The sequence below is a fragment of the Rhizobium sp. 01L419 genome (assembly GCF_056400025.1).
Window position 1 is genome coordinate 86,120 of record NZ_JBFTSM010000011.1, and the last position, 14,883, is coordinate 101,002.

The 14,883-nt window shown below is 57.9% G+C and carries 14 protein-coding genes and 2 pseudogenes; 5 read left to right on the plus strand and 11 right to left on the minus strand.

Features of this window, described 5'->3' with window-relative positions; translation table 11 throughout:
- Positions 1-21: 21 nt before the first annotated feature.
- Positions 22-2,439 carry a hypothetical protein gene (locus AC1DUP_RS21605; protein ID WP_477834298.1) on the plus strand — a complete coding sequence of 806 codons (2,418 nt, stop codon included), beginning with the start codon at positions 22-24 and terminating at the stop codon, positions 2,437-2,439.
- Positions 2,440-2,727: 288 nt separating this feature from the next.
- On the opposite strand, the gene AC1DUP_RS21610 is transcribed toward AC1DUP_RS21605, so the two are convergent.
- The 3 genes from AC1DUP_RS21610 to AC1DUP_RS21620 form a co-directional block, all read right to left on the minus strand.
- Positions 2,728-3,432 carry an IS6 family transposase gene (locus AC1DUP_RS21610; protein ID WP_477834300.1) on the minus strand — a complete coding sequence of 235 codons (705 nt, stop codon included), beginning with the start codon at positions 3,430-3,432 and terminating at the stop codon, positions 2,728-2,730.
- 353 nt (positions 3,433-3,785) lie between these two features.
- Entirely contained in the window at positions 3,786-4,349 is a 564-nt protein-coding gene (locus AC1DUP_RS21615; protein WP_477834302.1) for a hypothetical protein, read from the minus strand.
- A 340-nt stretch (positions 4,350-4,689) separates the two neighbouring features.
- A complete protein-coding gene (locus AC1DUP_RS21620) occupies positions 4,690-5,289 on the minus strand; it encodes a LysE family transporter (RefSeq protein ID WP_162747227.1) in 600 nt (199 codons plus the stop codon).
- A gap of 211 nt (positions 5,290-5,500) precedes the next feature.
- On the opposite strand from AC1DUP_RS21620, the gene AC1DUP_RS21625 reads away from it, so the two are divergent.
- Positions 5,501-6,646, plus strand: a complete 1,146-nt coding sequence (locus tag AC1DUP_RS21625) for a LuxR C-terminal-related transcriptional regulator (RefSeq protein WP_113300479.1) — start codon at positions 5,501-5,503, stop codon at positions 6,644-6,646.
- Positions 6,647-6,953: 307 nt separating this feature from the next.
- On the opposite strand, the gene AC1DUP_RS21630 is transcribed toward AC1DUP_RS21625, so the two are convergent.
- Positions 6,954-7,400 carry a type II toxin-antitoxin system VapC family toxin gene (locus tag AC1DUP_RS21630; protein ID WP_113310453.1) on the minus strand — a complete coding sequence of 149 codons (447 nt, stop codon included), beginning with the start codon at positions 7,398-7,400 and terminating at the stop codon, positions 6,954-6,956.
- Positions 7,400-7,702 (minus strand): hypothetical protein, encoded by a 303-nt coding sequence (locus AC1DUP_RS21635; RefSeq protein ID WP_113128850.1) that lies wholly within the window; start codon positions 7,700-7,702, stop codon positions 7,400-7,402. The genes AC1DUP_RS21630 and AC1DUP_RS21635 overlap by 1 nt, the downstream gene beginning before the upstream one ends.
- A gap of 100 nt (positions 7,703-7,802) precedes the next feature.
- Between AC1DUP_RS21635 and AC1DUP_RS21640 the strand changes: the two are divergent.
- Together AC1DUP_RS21640 and AC1DUP_RS21645 are read left to right on the plus strand one after the other, a co-directional pair.
- Positions 7,803-8,039 (plus strand): annotated as a pseudogene (locus tag AC1DUP_RS21640) (AI-2E family transporter); the annotation flags it as partial.
- A gap of 89 nt (positions 8,040-8,128) precedes the next feature.
- Positions 8,129-8,992, plus strand: a complete 864-nt coding sequence (locus AC1DUP_RS21645) for a transglutaminase family protein (RefSeq protein WP_477834305.1) — start codon at positions 8,129-8,131, stop codon at positions 8,990-8,992.
- Between the two features lie 262 nt (positions 8,993-9,254).
- Here AC1DUP_RS21645 and AC1DUP_RS21650 read toward each other — a convergent pair.
- The 3 genes and pseudogenes from AC1DUP_RS21650 to AC1DUP_RS21660 form a co-directional block, all read right to left on the minus strand.
- A pseudogene (locus tag AC1DUP_RS21650) lies at positions 9,255-9,770 on the minus strand (SUMF1/EgtB/PvdO family nonheme iron enzyme); the annotation flags it as partial.
- Positions 9,771-10,095: 325 nt separating this feature from the next.
- The gene (locus AC1DUP_RS21655) at positions 10,096-11,358 is read right to left on the minus strand and encodes an extracellular catalytic domain type 1 short-chain-length polyhydroxyalkanoate depolymerase (protein WP_477834307.1); all 1,263 of its coding nucleotides are present in this window, start codon (positions 11,356-11,358) and stop codon (positions 10,096-10,098) included.
- 27 nt (positions 11,359-11,385) lie between these two features.
- Positions 11,386-11,805 carry a CopG family transcriptional regulator gene (locus AC1DUP_RS21660; RefSeq protein ID WP_113310449.1) on the minus strand — a complete coding sequence of 140 codons (420 nt, stop codon included), beginning with the start codon at positions 11,803-11,805 and terminating at the stop codon, positions 11,386-11,388.
- Positions 11,806-12,125: 320 nt separating this feature from the next.
- Between AC1DUP_RS21660 and AC1DUP_RS21665 the strand changes: the two genes are divergently transcribed.
- Positions 12,126-12,587, plus strand: coding sequence for a response regulator (locus AC1DUP_RS21665; RefSeq protein WP_477834309.1), 462 nt, complete (start codon positions 12,126-12,128; stop codon positions 12,585-12,587).
- Here AC1DUP_RS21665 and AC1DUP_RS21670 read toward each other — a convergent pair.
- From AC1DUP_RS21670 to AC1DUP_RS21680, 3 genes are all read right to left on the minus strand, one after another.
- The gene (locus AC1DUP_RS21670; protein WP_477834311.1) at positions 12,582-13,715 is read right to left on the minus strand and encodes a GAF domain-containing sensor histidine kinase; all 1,134 of its coding nucleotides are present in this window, start codon (positions 13,713-13,715) and stop codon (positions 12,582-12,584) included. The two genes, AC1DUP_RS21665 and AC1DUP_RS21670, sit on opposite strands and share 6 nt — an antisense overlap.
- Positions 13,716-13,883: 168 nt before the next feature.
- Positions 13,884-14,237: a hypothetical protein gene (locus tag AC1DUP_RS21675; protein WP_477834313.1), complete on the minus strand. Its 354-nt coding sequence runs from the start codon at positions 14,235-14,237 to the stop codon at positions 13,884-13,886.
- An 85-nt stretch (positions 14,238-14,322) separates the two neighbouring features.
- Positions 14,323-14,826, minus strand: a complete 504-nt coding sequence (locus AC1DUP_RS21680; RefSeq protein ID WP_477834315.1) for a YciE/YciF ferroxidase family protein — start codon at positions 14,824-14,826, stop codon at positions 14,323-14,325.
- Positions 14,827-14,883 lie beyond the last annotated feature (57 nt).

Consider the following 14,883-nt stretch of genomic DNA (forward strand, 5'->3'; position numbering starts at 1 on the left):
TTCGCGCGATGGGGGAACGTGATGGCTAAGCCGGTGATCGATGAAGACAAATTTGTTGGTGCCGACAAGGGTATCATCCTTCCAGCGCGACACCTCAATGAGGACGGCATCCGCCTGGAACTGAGCAATTTTGATCGCTTCGATCCGCCGAACTACCAGCCAAACGGCGTCCCGCGCGGCGTCGACTTTAACGGAAACGTCCTGGCGATCTCGGCCGATGCCAGGATGCCGGCAATCAAGGTCAACTGCGACGTCGCGGGCTTCACGCCAAGCTCGGCGACGCCGATCTATTGGCGTCTCCAAACATTGCACGTTCTGGCGCGCTTCAAGAATGTCGGCAGTTACCATTACCAGTCACGTGTCGTACCGCTTCAAAGCGAATGGAGTGGCTCGTGCGAGAGCGCGTCGTTTACATTGTTTGCTGATGGTGCGATCCCGGCCGGGCTCGTCTATGACAATCTCGACGACCGTGTCGCTGGCGGACATGCGGTGCTTACGATTGCTGCAAAGCCGAGTGGCTCGTGGCTGCAGGATTATGTTCATCTACGCATCACCGGCACGAACCCGACCGAAGCTGATATTCGGTCGAACGTGAAAAAAATCGTCGCTGGACGGAATGCCGCCCCGCTCGAAAACATGTTGAATGCCATATTCGCTTGGGAAGCGAATATGAAGCAGTTTGAACCGAAACGCCAAACCCAGACGAAATTCGGAGAAGACGGGTTCAAGAAGCTTTTCGACTGGCCCGACGATCCGCAGAACTTTCCCGTCGCCGCATTCGATTTCGGCGTCGGCATTTCGCAATTTACCAATCCGGCAAAGCTGACAACGCCAATGGCTTGGGATTGGAGGTCCAACATCGCGGCTGGAGCCAACGAATTCTTCGATCACCTCAAGGCCGCGTATAAAAACAACATCACTTGGGCGGATTGGGCTTTGGTGGCGTGGCGCACTTACAATGGCTCGGGCGCTGCCGCTGCAGCCTATGCGCAACGGCTCGCCAATTCGCCCGACGGCATGGCCGTTCCCAAGTCCGTCGTTCCGAAGCTTAAAGCGAACGCTCTTGCCGCGATAACTTCCACAGTGCCGCCGCCGTCCAAATGGCCGCTCAGCAGGTCAGTGGCGCTGCAATTGTCGGGCGCCGCACTGTCGGTAGCGTCGAGCGACGAATCCAGCAAGATCATTGGCGATGCAGCAAGCCTGGTCGCCGGGAACCGTGAGACATTGGCCTGGATGTGGCCGCGCGTCCTCGAGAACCTTCACGCCCAGCACGATCACGCAGCGACGGCTGTCATTCCCGGACTGTCGGCTTCCGACCTCGCTGGCGCGGTCGCAGGACTAAGCAAAGGCGGCATTGGTGCACTCGCCGATGCTGCATTTGACGACGCGTGGTCAAAGCTGGCGCCCGCCTCCTCCCTGACTGCGCTCGCCGCGCCAAGTTCATTGACTGCTGAATGGAACAGCCTGTCGGACTTCGTACGTCGAAACATCGGCCAAGGCCGCATCTCAGACTGGGCAAACATGCGTGGCATGATGCTCAACGCCGTTGGTGCGCCGACCAACCCGACGAAGGCCATTCAGCGGATCAACGCGTATTATGGTGCGTTTGTATTGGGACAATTGCAGCAGGGCGGCGCCTCGATGAAGGTTCATGCCAAGATGGCGCAGCGCATGCAATTGGCGCAGTCCCTGATCATAGCCAAGGGGGCCGCTGACAAGCTTGCTGCCGTTTCTGACATTGGTGGTTTCAACATCCGTCCAAACGCCAACGATGCGAGCAAACCGAGCCTCCATTCTTTTGGGATTGCGATCGATCTCGATCCGTCGATCAACCCCAACATGGCGATGTCTGAAACCGAGCTTGCGCGCTGGACCGATCTGGTAGAGTTCCTGACCGGAGTTAGACCCTATGGTGACGAGAGCAAGCGGCTTAGAACACCCCGCAGCTATGACGCTTCACTTCCTGATGTGAACATACTTTGCAGAGCCAGCGCCGACTATGTTGCAGCAAACAAAGGCCTTTCCAATCTTGCTACTGCCGTCTGCGCCGGATTCCAGAGGGCTCTGACGCTGGTGATTTCAACGGCCGATGCCAACAAGCTTTTGGCTTTGGCGGCACCACCACATCCGGACCTTAACGGCCTCAACGACAAGATCGCATCGCTCGGGGTTGCCGCTTCGAAGCGGGCTGCGATGGCCAATCGTCTGGTCTTTGCCATGCAGGTCTTCACCATGTCCCAAAAGCCGAACCTGAAGCCGGCAGTTACTGGCACGGCAGCAACGACCGCCCGCCATGGCTTCATTAATCTGCCCGCGGAAGTGATTTGTGGCCTGGCGGCAGCCGACGGGGGCGGTCTTCGCTGGCTAGGCACATCGACCGGCACGAAAGACTATATGCATTTCGACTTCCGTGATGCTGATCAACCACCGCTTCTCTGACCGCCCATCAAGCGGATTGACTAGCTGGTCGCGATGGCACTTTGCCCGCGGGCGACCAGGTGCAGATCATCATCGTCACCTGAGACCGAATGATCTTCAATGGGTCGCCAATCGATAGCAGTAAATCGAACAGGGATCGAAAAACCGATGACTAAGTGGCTTCTAGTAATGATTTCCTTCGCGGCCGACGGTTCGCCCTCTCTCAGTCAATCTGGTCCGTTTGATAATTATCAAGCGTGCAGTCGGGAGGTTAACTCGATCTAGTAAGCTTTCGGCATGCTGGTTGGATCAGGCCGCTGTCGCGGTGACCGCCTTCCAATGTGCCATCGCCGTGAGGCGATGCAGATGAACAGCGATGGCAGAGTGGTTGGAGCGTGCGGCGACGAAGAGATTTCGGATCGCGGAGAACACACTGACGAAACGTTGCAGCGAACCCGGCGAGCGAAATCGCTGCATGATCCGCTCCCGTTTCCGCAGAGGAAGATGCGAGTTTTCGGCGCGGTTGTTCAGCCCCTTGTGTGATCGATGCTCGACGGTGGGCATCACATGCCGCCGTGCTGCGCCATAAGAGCGAAGCTTGTCGGTGACGATCCGCTTCGGCAGACATTCCTGCTTCTTCACCAACCGCGTTAGCAGACGCTTGGCAGCCTTGGTGTTGCGGCGGGTCTGGTCGATCTCGTCGAGAACGTAGCCGTCCTGATCGACGGCGCGCCAGAGCCAGTGTTTGCGTCCGCCGATCGTCACGACCACCTCGTCCAGATGCCACACATCATCTGGGCTTGGCGCCTTCCGCCGCAAGCGGCGCGCATAATCCGGGCCGAACTTCCTCGCCCAACACCGGATCGTCTCATAGGAAACCACGATGCCGCGCTCCAGCAGCATTTCTTCGACCAGTCGCAAGCTCAGCGGAAATCGGGTGTAGAGCCAGACCGCATGGGCGATCAAAGAGGGCGCAAAGCGATGCCGTTTGTAGCTGACAGGATTCAGGTTCATGGCGGCGAGCTAATAGCAAACGCCTTCAAGGAAAGTTAATCTGAGATCACCCAAAAATCATATCGGGACTCCGCCGCGATGGAGCTGAAGGCGCAGTGATCAGAAAAGCTCGCCACATTAACGGTCTGAGCCAACGCAGCGGCTGATAATTGAGGGTTTTGAGTTCAATTCCCTTCAAGAGCAAGAAAAGCAGAACCAACTGGGCTGACATCGCCTCAAATCAACGGCAAAATCCTCTTTTTCCAGCAGTCCTTCGATGCTTCCCACCGCGAGGAGATCATGTGGCCGATTGCAGCTCTTCGGAATAAACGATCGAGGCTCTCAACAAGCAAGGAAGCCGGGTCGCCGAATCTTCAAAAGGTCTCCACGACGTGAAAGCCCCATTGATCCATGGAATCGATCCAGAAATAATGCTCGCCTGTCGGGTCAGCGGGGTCCCTGAGGATTGCGACACAATTACGCCCGGTGAGCCACCAGTCGCAGAGGCAGTTCTGCTCCACCGTCGCCATGCCGCCGCTCACGGTCTCTCCCTTGTACACATAGCTGGAGACACCGTCGGCGCCGGTCGTCCTCCGGATCACTGAGCCATCCAGCAGGTTGACGCCTTCGACGGTGTGTCCGAGGATCAGACCCCTGATCTCGTCATCCGTTAAAGGCTCAGCGCCCTTGTTGTCAAAGTTTGCTGGCAATCGCCGGATGCCAGCCTTGGCCAGAGCATTGAGAAGCCTGCTACTGTCGGCGGGGTTCTTGTAGGGGAAGGTTTCGAGGGCAAGCAGGAGGTTTGCATCCATGCCATGCATCTCTTGTGCCTGGATGTTTAGCTGGGCGACGGTGCTCGACGCCTGATCCATCCTGTCGAGCTGCGCCAGGCTTGCGACTTTTCGAGACCGGATCGACGCGGTCGGCGGCTTCGGCAAAAGCCAAGGCCTCGCCCGGGCGGGCGGCGAAAGACATGGCGTTGGACATCGCTTCATAGGCGGCGGGATCGCTTGGGTCGAGCGAAATGGCTTTGGCTGCCGCGTCGACGGCCTGATCCTGCCTGGGCTGATAACGGTTACTTACGAGGGGCTGACCCTCAAAGAGGGTGGGCGATTGCTTCTTATCAAAGGCGAGTTCGAATCCGCCGACGAACCCATGAAACTGGTCGCCGAATACACCCAGTTCCAACCTCTCTTCATAATGTTCAGTCGTTTGGATTCTAAAAGCCCCAAGGCGATGCCTGGCAGGACGGTATGCCATGTATCGAAACGGCAAGAGTTACCGCAGTGCCGTCACGATGCCCATCGCGATTAAGGCCGGCCCCGCTACGAGGTGGAGGTGCGTGAGAAGCTGGCTCGGGAGGCGCTGGCGCAAGAGCCACGCTGATCCGCTCATAGTCCAGTACCAGGAGAGCGTGCCGAGGCCCACACCGCAGACGATCAGGATGTGGAAGAGTCCGCCGATTTCATCGGTCAGCGCGAGGGAGCCGGCGAAGGCGAGATAGGGCAGCAGCGTCATAGGGTTCGCCAGTGCCAACCCCGCACCGGCAAAAAATGAACCAAATTCACCCTTGGTTAGTGTCTTGTTGTCCCGGGCACTAGGGTGTCGGAATAGCGTCCATATACCTATCAGCACAAAGACCATCCCGGAGAAGACATGAGATTGCGTTTGAAAGCCGGCGAAGGGTGCGGCCGAGATATGGGCACCAAATACCGCCAAGGTCGCATAGAGACCATGGGTCGTTGCTGCGCCTGCACCACTTGCCAAACCAGGTCCCACCCCTCGCACGAGACTCTGCTCGAGGCACATCATGCTGACCGGCCCGAACGGCATAGCGATCGACAGCCCGAAGACGAAGCTTGAGATAAAATGATCCACACCCACCCCTCTCGGTGTTCCCTGAGAATGCGCTCTTTTAAATGGCACCCTCCTTGGCATTCTTGTTTTGACGATCGACACGTCACAAACAGAAGAAGATCATCCCGATTCCGGCTCTGCATCACCTGAACGAGTAGTGCTTGTTAAAATTTCAGCACCACGTTATCGTCTCACGGCAAGATTAGCGTCGGTCACGCGTCGGGGCGTTTGGATGAAACCTTCAACATCGGAGCTGGACGGCTTATCGGAGATCATCGGCCTGATCTACGATACTGTTCTCGATGAGACGCTTTGGCAGGAGACGCTACAGAAGATCTGCGACTATACTGGCGGCAGCGCTTCTCGCATCTATTGGCGTGATGCGACCAACGGGATGGGCGAGACCGTCTATTCCTGGGGGATCGCGCCAGATTTCCTCCGCTTGTATCGTGAGAAATTCGTCACCCTCAATCCCACTTACCCAGCGTCAATCTTCATCAAACCGGGAGACGTGTTTTCGAGCCGTGATCTCGTTCCGTCAGAAGAGTTTCAGGCCAGCCGTTTCTTTCGTGAATGGGCAGCTCCGCAAGGCTTTCTGGACGCGGCCATCTTCAACATTCAACGCTACGAGGCCAGCGCCGCGGCTTTCACCGTCATTACTGGCGATGGCTATGGTCTCGTGGACGAGAACTTGCGGGTGAGGCTGAAGAGGCTGGCGCCGCATCTGCAACGCTCCGCCCTAATTCGCCGCGAATTTGGCAGACACGAAAAGCGTATTCTCTCGCTGGAAGCGGCGCTGAACCGGGTGGAGGCCGGCGTGTTCATTCTCGATCCAGGCGGCCGAGTGACCTGGACTAACCAGAGTGCGCAATCGCTTCTAGCCATGGGCGACATCGTCCGCGACGACGCGTTCGGCCTAACACTCTCCGACCCAAACGCCCATCGCCTGCTTCGCGAGGTGTTGTCGGGCGATCGTGGGCAGCCGGAGCAACTTCTTCTAGACCGCCCTGCGCTGATCAAGTTGATCGACAGTCAGGGCGGCGAATGGATCGCCTCTCTGATGCAACTGGTGCCGCATTCGCAAACGCAAGCCGCCTTCGAGCGGGTCGGTCGGTCGGCGCGCGCAGCATTGTTCGTGCGCCGCGCGGAGGCCGTGCCGAGATCCGGAGTCGAGGCCTGTGCAAACCTTTATGGCCTGACGCCCTCCGAGATGCGTGTTCTTCAAGCCGCGCTGGACATTCACACCGTCGCGGAGATGGCGAGCGCGCTAGGGGTTTCGCCGAACACCATCAAGAAGCATTTGTCTGCGATCTTCGCGAAGATGGGTGTCAGCCGCCGCGCGGGTCTCATCCGCCTCGTCTTGGCTGCCCGCCCTTAATCCGAACGTCGCACAAAGTGGCTACCGGCCAAGCATAGGTGCCAACCGCGTCCTCGCAAGCGAAGCAGCCGATCTCTGCCAACTCCGCCCGACAATGCCGCAAAACCGGAAAATCGACGAAGCTAACAGCAAGGGCGATCCGTGCTGTACGGGCAGGAAGGATTGGATCGCTCCTCTCCCGCGTGAGCCCAGCCCGCTCAAGACCGTTCGGGCGATTCAGGATGGTCCTTATGTGCTGACTCATACGGTCGCTGACGTCCACGGGGCGCATCCTCGAAATGAATGGGCCGGACGGTTCGTGCTATCGTCATCTATCGGCCTCCCGGCTAGGCGCACTGCGCAGCGGATTGAGGATCTCGATGCCTTCGAAATCCTTCTCGTTGTCCGTGACGACGACGCAGCCATTCGCCTCTGCCACTGCCGCGATGATGGTGTCGAGGCCGCTTCGCGGCCGGCCTTTGGCCTTGCCGTTTGCCATGAGCCTTCCCCATGCGAGGGCTGCCTTTTCGTCAAAGGACAGCACCCGCCCGGCAAAGAGCGCCTGCAGCCCTGTTGGACCAGCAAACCAGGATTCGAGTTGGTCACGCCGCTTTCCGGCTTGCTTCTCCAGAACGCCGCGATGGACTTCGGCGACCGTGAATGAGGCGATGAAGAGGTCGTCGTCCACCTGCTCTGCCATCCAAGCGATCAAGGATTCCGAGGGGACCGGCTTTGTGAAGTTGCTGATGATGTTGGTGTCGAGAAGATACCGCATCAGATGTCGACCCTACGTCCTTCCTCGCGGGGACGGGTCAGGTCGAGTTCGGAGCCGATAAGGGGCGACGCAAGCAAAGCTTTGAGAATGCCGCCCTTCTTGGGTGGCTCGCCCGAGATCGTCTGGTTGACTGCCGCGCGCAGCCGATCGGCGTCAGCGCCACCTTCGGCCAGGCGCTTGGCGACGGAGCGGATCAGTTCACGGTCGTCATCCCGACCGACCACCTCGAAGCGCGCCATGCCTCGCTCCGTCAGGCGGCTCCTGTAATTATCGATTGCTCGGCGCTGAGGACTCTTGCTCATTCTGGTTCTCCGGACTATAACCGGTAATATAACCAGAGTGCCCCGAATCTGCAAGGCCGTCAGGTCGCAAAAGCGGGTTCTGTCTTTGCAGAGGACATGGCGCCCGCCCTTGGTCGGCCAGGGAACGCGGCTGCCCGACTACGTCGTGTTGATCTCGACAGTCGGCGGCATCTCCCTGTTCGGCATCAATGGCTTCGTCATTGGCCCCCTGATCGCCGCCTTGTTTATCGCGGCGTGGTCGCTTTTCGCCGAACAACAGAGCGCTGAAGAGCAAAGTCCAAAAGTATTGGATGAGAATTCACCGGCTTCCCGGCGCTTTAACACCGGACGGGAGTGACGAAGCGCAAGTGATGGACGAGCTGCGAGCCTGTCCGATAGATGCGGCGGATCGTTCCCACGCCGACGCCCGGAGAACTCGGAACAATCATGGCACAAATTGGTATCCACCACCGCACGATCTATCACTACCGCTATGCGGTTAAGCTTAGGCCTCACCGCCTGATGCTGAGGCCACGCGAAGGCTGCGATCTCCGGCTGCTTTCGCATGAAGTCTCGACAACGCCACAAGCCCAGATCAGTTGGGCGACCGATGTATTCGGCAACGCGGTTGCCACCGCGGTGTTCAGCGAAATGACTGATGTCCTGACCGTCGACAGCGTCGCCTTGGTCGACCTCACAGCTGCCGCATGGCCAGTCTTTGCTATTGCAGGCTCCGCCATTACCTTTCCATTCCGCTATTCGGATGAGGAATGGACCGATCTCGGCGCGCTGACGGCTCGGCAGTATGCCGACCCGTTCCAGCAACTTCAGCGGTGGGCACAGGGATTTGTCGCAAGCAATTCGACGGACACGCTGTCGCTTCTCAAGGACATAAGTGCGGGAGTGTCTTCATCGATCTCCTATCAAAGCCGCGAGGCGGAAGGCACACAGACGCCGACCCAAACGCTGGAACGTGGTTGGGGATCATGCCGTGACTTCGCGGTGCTGTTTGTTGAAACTGTTCGTTGTCTGGGCTTTGGAGCCCGCATCGTGTCGGGATACCTGTTCAATCCCGATCGAATATTGCTTGGTTCGCAGGATCAGGGCTCGACCCATGCCTGGGTCGAGGTATTCGTCCCAGGCGCTGGATGGATCACATTTGATCCGACCAATCGTAGCATGGGCGGGGCCAATCTTATCCCCGTCGCCGTCACCCGTGATATCGCGCAATCCGTTCCCGTGGCCGGCAGCTTCGTCGGTGCCTTCGACGCGTTCATATCGATGGGTGTGGAAATCGAGGTGTCTGTGTGAGCTTCGCAGCAGAAACCTCCAACGATCTTTGAACCGAGGAGATGAGGATGCCGCCCTCCAGCGAAGACCGAGGTAGACATGCTCAATATCTACGAGGGCAATTACATCGCCTTCGCTAGGATCGAAAAGGCCGGATCGGGCACGACGATCACCGTCAAAAGCGGAAGCAACTGGGCCAAGCAGAAATATCGACGATATCTGGCGCTAGGCCCCGGGACCAGAAATGCACGCCGGGTTGGATCCTCTAGGCGGATGATGGCAAGCGCCAGTAGTTCGGCGCGCAAAGATGCGATCCACCGTTCAGTACCCTCCGTGGAATACGTATTTCCGGTTCGCGGGGATCGAAGCTTGCCTCCCGATCCCCGCGACGAGGATTCTTAGGAATGCAGCACGATTTCGCCGCAGGCTCGGGATGGCGGGTCGACCAGTAGTCCGACGTCCATTCCCAAACATTGTCGATCATGTCGTGGATTCCGTACCCGTTCGCCGGGAACGACCCGACAGGCGATGTTCTATCGGCACCCGCAGCCTTTGTGCTGATTGTGGGAAACGTGCCCTGCCAGGTGTTGGCCATGAGCTTTCCTTCGGGGTTCAACTCGTCGCCCCAGGCGAATTCGGCGTCCTCGAGGCCACCACGAGCGGCCAACTCCCATTCGGCCTCGCTTGGCAATTCCATTCCCGCCCAGTCTGCATATGCCTTGGGGTCGCGATAGGCGACATGAACGACAGGATGTTCGAGCTTTCCGCGGATATCGCTGCGGCCACCGTAGGGATGTCGAGGGCCTCTGCCTCGGTTGTGAGTTCGCGTGCGCAGCCGCTTCGCCGGAGTAGGCGGAGTCATCGCCGAGCTGACGATCACCTTCAAAGACTTTGAAGATTGGCCCATCGACTTCAACAATTTTGTAGCCGTTCACCTCTTCGTTTTTCGGCGTTTTCCAACCCATTGTGAACTTCCTATTTCGAGGCCCGGTATTTCTCTCGGAAAGATTGTAGCCGACAGCCCACGCTTACCGGGTTATTGGGGCGTCTTTCTGCTTGGGGTCCGGAAATGGTCACGCTAACCTGCAATTGCCAGGTAATTGCATAGAAACCAATTCCCGCTCCTACGAAGCGTTGCCAGTTTCGAGGAAAAATCGCACCATCTCTTTAGTTGCGTTCGGCCCGTGCTTGTCTGCATAGGATCCGCGCGCATCGCCGCCAGACCATGCATGCCCGGCGCCCTCGACAAGCCAGTATTCCAGTGCTGGTTGCCCTTCCGCATTCGTGAAAATTTTCCTCGTATAGGGGCGCTTACCGGCAGAGCAGTTGGTCTCTGTTTGAGTTGTGACGTTTGGGCCCGGCGGAATGGCCATCGCGACTATCCGCTCGGCATTGGAAGGATGGACCGTGCGGTCCGCGCCACCCTGAAACACGATCGTGCGAACGTCACCGGTGGATAGGTGGTGCGGTTTGAGGTGGGATAAATCACTCGCATCGCCTCGCATGACGGAGAAGGCCGACATGACGTCGTTTGCCGAACCGTATGCCAGCCCGGAATGGATGCCCACGGCGCCATAGAGTTCTGGATATGTCTCGCTCATGACCGCGGCCATCGCGCCGCCTGCCGACAATCCCGCAACAAAAACCCGGCTGCAATCGAGGTCGAATTCCGCCATGATCTTCGCGGTAATTCCTGCGATGATCGAAGGCTCGCCAGCATCGCGCTTCTGATCAGCAGGCCTGAACCAGTTCCAGCAGCAGGACGCGTTGTCAGTTCCGGTCTGATGGGGATAGGCAACGAGGAGGCCATGTGCCTCGGCAACGGCGTTCATGCCGGTTCCTGTGGCGAAGTCGTCGGGATTTTGTTTGCACCCGTGGAGCATGACGACCAGTCCACGTGGCTGGCGTTGTGTGGTTGCTGGTATGTAGAGTTTGTAGCCTCGGCTGCCGGCCGCGCATGCATGGGCTCGTGTGAGGAATTGTGCCCCGGATGCCACAACAGGAGAGGCGCTGCGTTTCGCAAGTCCTGGCAGGCCTGTGCTTGGCATTGAGACGAATTCTCCCGATCCCGCCCGTCCTTCGCGCAAGATACGGAGTGTCTCGCCAAGCGGCTTTCGCAGTCGATGAGACCCAACATCGTCAGGCCGTTCCATCGACCCAGTTGTTTCTTCTTTGCCCGGCTCGATGATTTCGGCGTTGGGATCGATCTGAAACGGTTTTGTTTGACGCGCTCGCGGAGTGTTCACGATAGCGGGTTCTGTTGGGGCGCGAGGGTCGGTCATCGGACGGCCCGCAAGTAAATCCTGGATCACGCGGGTCGCCTCGACGAGATTCGAGGCTTTTGTCAGTGACGTTGCCCGCCTCATGGCCATGAGGAAATTGTTCATCGAATGTCCTTGTGGTCGGGCCAAAGCCTAGCGAATACGGTCGGCCAAAGCCGATTTCAGTTCAGCACTGGCGTGAAGGGCGCCGAGCACGGTGATCGATTCGATTGTCGCGAGCGCGAGTTCGGGTGTGACGTCCGGGGCAATGCGGGCCAGCCCAAGCACCCTGATCTCAAGTTTTTCTCCAGAGGCCCTCACCTTTTCCAGATCAGCCTTGGCATAGTCCCTCAAGCCAAGTTCCAGCGTTTGTCTGATGATGGATTGTTTGACCGACTCACCCTCGCTGGCGAGCTGGTTTCGGATCGCTGTCCGTATGAAATCGCTGCGATTGGAATAGAAGCCTTCCTGCACGAGAAGGTCGATACGGCCCAGGTCGACATAGCCGAGATTGATTGTGATTTTTTCCGACTCGCCGGATTTGTCGCGAAGCTTGTAAACATTGTCAGACATGTTTTTATCCATCCTCCTGGATTCCATATGGATGGCGTGGGGATGTTTTTCAAGGGCCGCGGCGCGGAAATCGAAAATAGCCGGGCGTTTCGGCCAGGAGAGAGGGGGATGAGAACATCTTCGTTGTGACGCTCAAGGGTCGATCCGTCCTACCACCCATGGGTCGCGATTGTTCCTTTGAACGAGGTTTGGCCTCTTTTCACCGACAGAAAGAGGCTCACTGCGGGGCCCTATTTTCCAAATTCTCACCTTCTCTCGCGGTTATTTTCGGAATCATATCAAAAGCTTGGAACAAGCACTCGCGGATGGTGTTACCGAGCATGGATAGCGAGAAACTCGACACGGTTCTGGAACCTATCGCACTCGTCGTAGACGACGAACCCTTGATACGGATGGATACCGCTGACCTCATTTCCGACGCGGGATATTATGTCGTAGAAGCCGCAACGGCCGACGAAGCTTTCGCGTTTCTCGAAAAATACAGCTCCCTGCAATTGCTCTTCACGGATGTGCAGACAGGCGGGGACCTTGACGGTTTTGAACTGGCCAGGAAGGTCGTCGAGCGGTGGCCGAACATAGAGGTGGTCGTCGCATCCGGAGCGAGAATACCGAAAGAGGGTGATCTTCGGGGCAACGCGAGTTTTATTCAGAAGCCCTTTTCTGCCGAGACCGTTCTTGAAGCTCTGAAAGCGCACTTTCCCGACGACCAAGCAAGCCCCGAGAGTTCGGCTGAGTGCGCGGGTCGCCCCTCGGTCAAGGCAGCAGTGCCGGCTAGACTATAAGGGCATCGTCAACGTAAAGCGGGTCTCGGATTCGTCCGAGTGCACAGAGAGTTTTCCGCCGTGCACTCTGGCGATCTCGCTCGCTATGTAGAGACCCAGACCCAGACCCTGCTGGCTGCTTCTGACTTCGCCTCGGAAGAAGGGCCGAAACAGGGTCGGCTTGACCTTTTCTGATATCGGCTCGCCACTGTTGGCGACCCAGAGTTCCAGGTGGCCTCCAGTCGTCGTTGCCCCGATTTCGATCGGCTTTGTGCGGTCGCCATGTGTCACGGCATTGCCGATCAAGTTCGAAAGAAGCTGAGATATGCGGGGATGGTCGCAGCGGACGTCCCGATCGAGTTCGAAATCAGTCCGTATATCAAGATCTGGATGCACGGATCGGATCTCCTCGGCAACATTTTCCAAAACGGGCCGCAGAGGCGCTTCGGCCAAAACGTCCAGCCTCAGTCCGTCGCCGAGACGGGCTCTTGCGAAATCGAGCACGTTGTCGACGAGATCGCGCATGCGAATGGCGCTCGACTGCATGAGAACAACAACGTTGCGGCTTTCCGCACTCATCTCTGCCGTCCTACCTAAGCGTCGGATGCCCGCCATCATGGAAGCGATCGGATTGCGCAGATCATGACCAAGGACCGCGACGAACTGCTCTCGGACGACTGCGAGCTCACGCTCCTCGGCAAGGTCGATCTGCGCCTGAACGAGATCTGCATTGCTATCCAGATTGGCAGCAATCAGCTTTGCGAAGAGCTGAAACATGCCAATCGTCTCGGGATTGTCGACCTTGTGAGGTGCTCGGTCGATGGCACAGAGCGTTCCGAAAAAGCTGCCGTCGCGACGAATGATTGGGACGGAGATATAGCTCTTCAGACCATAGATCGCCGGCGTGTGGTGGACGCGGTACTGAGGGCTTTCGTCGACGTCATCAATGACAACGAGTTCGTGACTTTGCCAAATCTCGTGGCAAATGGTAGACTCTACCTTCAGCTCGCCGCCAGCTTTCAGTCCAAAATCAACATTGTCGAGAACGGCGCAGGCAACCCAGCGATCGTCAGTGACACGAGCGACCGCGGCAAAGCCCATCCCGGTCGTCTTGCAGATGACTTCGAGAATCGTTGGCACTTCGGCCATCCGGCCGATCGCCTGGACGTCTACCTGGATGTCATCGATGGTATCGCTCCTTCTGTAGCTGTGATCTTACAGCTTCGAAGCTGGGAAGTCATTTCAATAAGACATGGGCGGCATGACGCTGAGGTGAGGACGACAAACGAGAAATGCCTGCGTCGAGCGCCTCTGTCCTTAGTCGTATTTCAGGGTAGCCTTCAAATGCTTGAGATCGGCATCCTGTCGGGCTGTCGCCTGCTCGACACCATCTCGATAGGAAGAATTGGTCTCGGCGATAATCTTGTTGAGTTCCGTGATCTGGCTCTGCAGCTCATAGGGCATGCAGGCCGAGGTGATCGTGTTCCCGGAAGCCGTTGCGGCTCGTCTCATCACGGGTGCGCGGCCTTTCCATCTCTCGTTGAAGGCGTTTGACCAGGCCTCGGGCGTAACGTCCGAAAGCTGCAGGACCATTGTCGTGAGCGGCCCTACGGAGGCCCCGGATGCGCCCTCGTTCAAGTCGATGATGCTGATATCCTGAAATTCGGTCATTGATGCGTTCCTTCTTTTGGCTTTCCGCGTTGGCCGGTCACTGCGGTGGTGAGCGGTGACCGGACCTCACGCGGCTGCGTCAGTGTCAGGCAGCCTTCTCGGCATTCTGATTGACGACCTTCGTCGCAATGGACGTCAGGGCGATGTCGGTCGCCTGCTCCTCGTCGAGCGTCGTCTGAAGGAGCTTGGCGGCATCTTTCATGCCCAACTCCAGCGCCCATGTGCGCAGGGTGCCATAGCGCGACATCTCGTAGTGTTCGACCGCCTGGGCTGCGGCAAGAAGGCCGGCGTCAAGGGCTGGTGCGCCGGCATACTCTTCCATGATCTCAGCGCCTTCCTTGACGATGCCCATCATAGCGTCGCAGGTCTTCTGTTCGGGTTTCTTTCCGATGATCTTGAAGACATCTTCGAGACGGGTGACGTGCACCTTGGTCTCGGCGAGGTGCTTCATGAAGGCGTCTTTAAGCAGCTTGCTCGTGGCCGCTTCATGCATCTTCGGGAGCGTCGCAACGATCTTGTGCTCGGCGAAATAGACATCCTTCAAGGTATCGTGGAACAGGACGTCGAGTGTTTTGGTTTGCTTGGCCATGATTGGCTCCTTTGTTTTGGAATAATTTATGTATGGGATCAGATTTCCGCTCACGCT

Coding starts and splice junctions, on each gene's coding strand:
- AC1DUP_RS21605 (WP_477834298.1), top strand. CDS start 22: ATGGCTAAGCCGGTGATCGATGAAGACAAATTTGTTGGTGCCGACAAG.
- AC1DUP_RS21610 (WP_477834300.1), bottom strand. CDS start 3,432: ATGAACCTGAATCCTGTCAGCTACAAACGGCATCGCTTTGCGCCCTCT.
- AC1DUP_RS21625 (WP_113300479.1), top strand. CDS start 5,501: ATGAAACCTTCAACATCGGAGCTGGACGGCTTATCGGAGATCATCGGC.
- AC1DUP_RS21630 (WP_113310453.1), bottom strand. CDS start 7,400: ATGCGGTATCTTCTCGACACCAACATCATCAGCAACTTCACAAAGCCG.
- AC1DUP_RS21635 (WP_113128850.1), bottom strand. CDS start 7,702: ATGAGCAAGAGTCCTCAGCGCCGAGCAATCGATAATTACAGGAGCCGC.
- AC1DUP_RS21645 (WP_477834305.1), top strand. CDS start 8,129: ATGGCACAAATTGGTATCCACCACCGCACGATCTATCACTACCGCTAT.
- AC1DUP_RS21655 (WP_477834307.1), bottom strand. CDS start 11,358: ATGAACAATTTCCTCATGGCCATGAGGCGGGCAACGTCACTGACAAAA.
- AC1DUP_RS21660 (WP_113310449.1), bottom strand. CDS start 11,805: ATGTCTGACAATGTTTACAAGCTTCGCGACAAATCCGGCGAGTCGGAA.
- AC1DUP_RS21665 (WP_477834309.1), top strand. CDS start 12,126: ATGGATAGCGAGAAACTCGACACGGTTCTGGAACCTATCGCACTCGTC.
- AC1DUP_RS21670 (WP_477834311.1), bottom strand. CDS start 13,715: ATGGCCGAAGTGCCAACGATTCTCGAAGTCATCTGCAAGACGACCGGG.
- AC1DUP_RS21675 (WP_477834313.1), bottom strand. CDS start 14,237: ATGACCGAATTTCAGGATATCAGCATCATCGACTTGAACGAGGGCGCA.
- AC1DUP_RS21680 (WP_477834315.1), bottom strand. CDS start 14,826: ATGGCCAAGCAAACCAAAACACTCGACGTCCTGTTCCACGATACCTTG.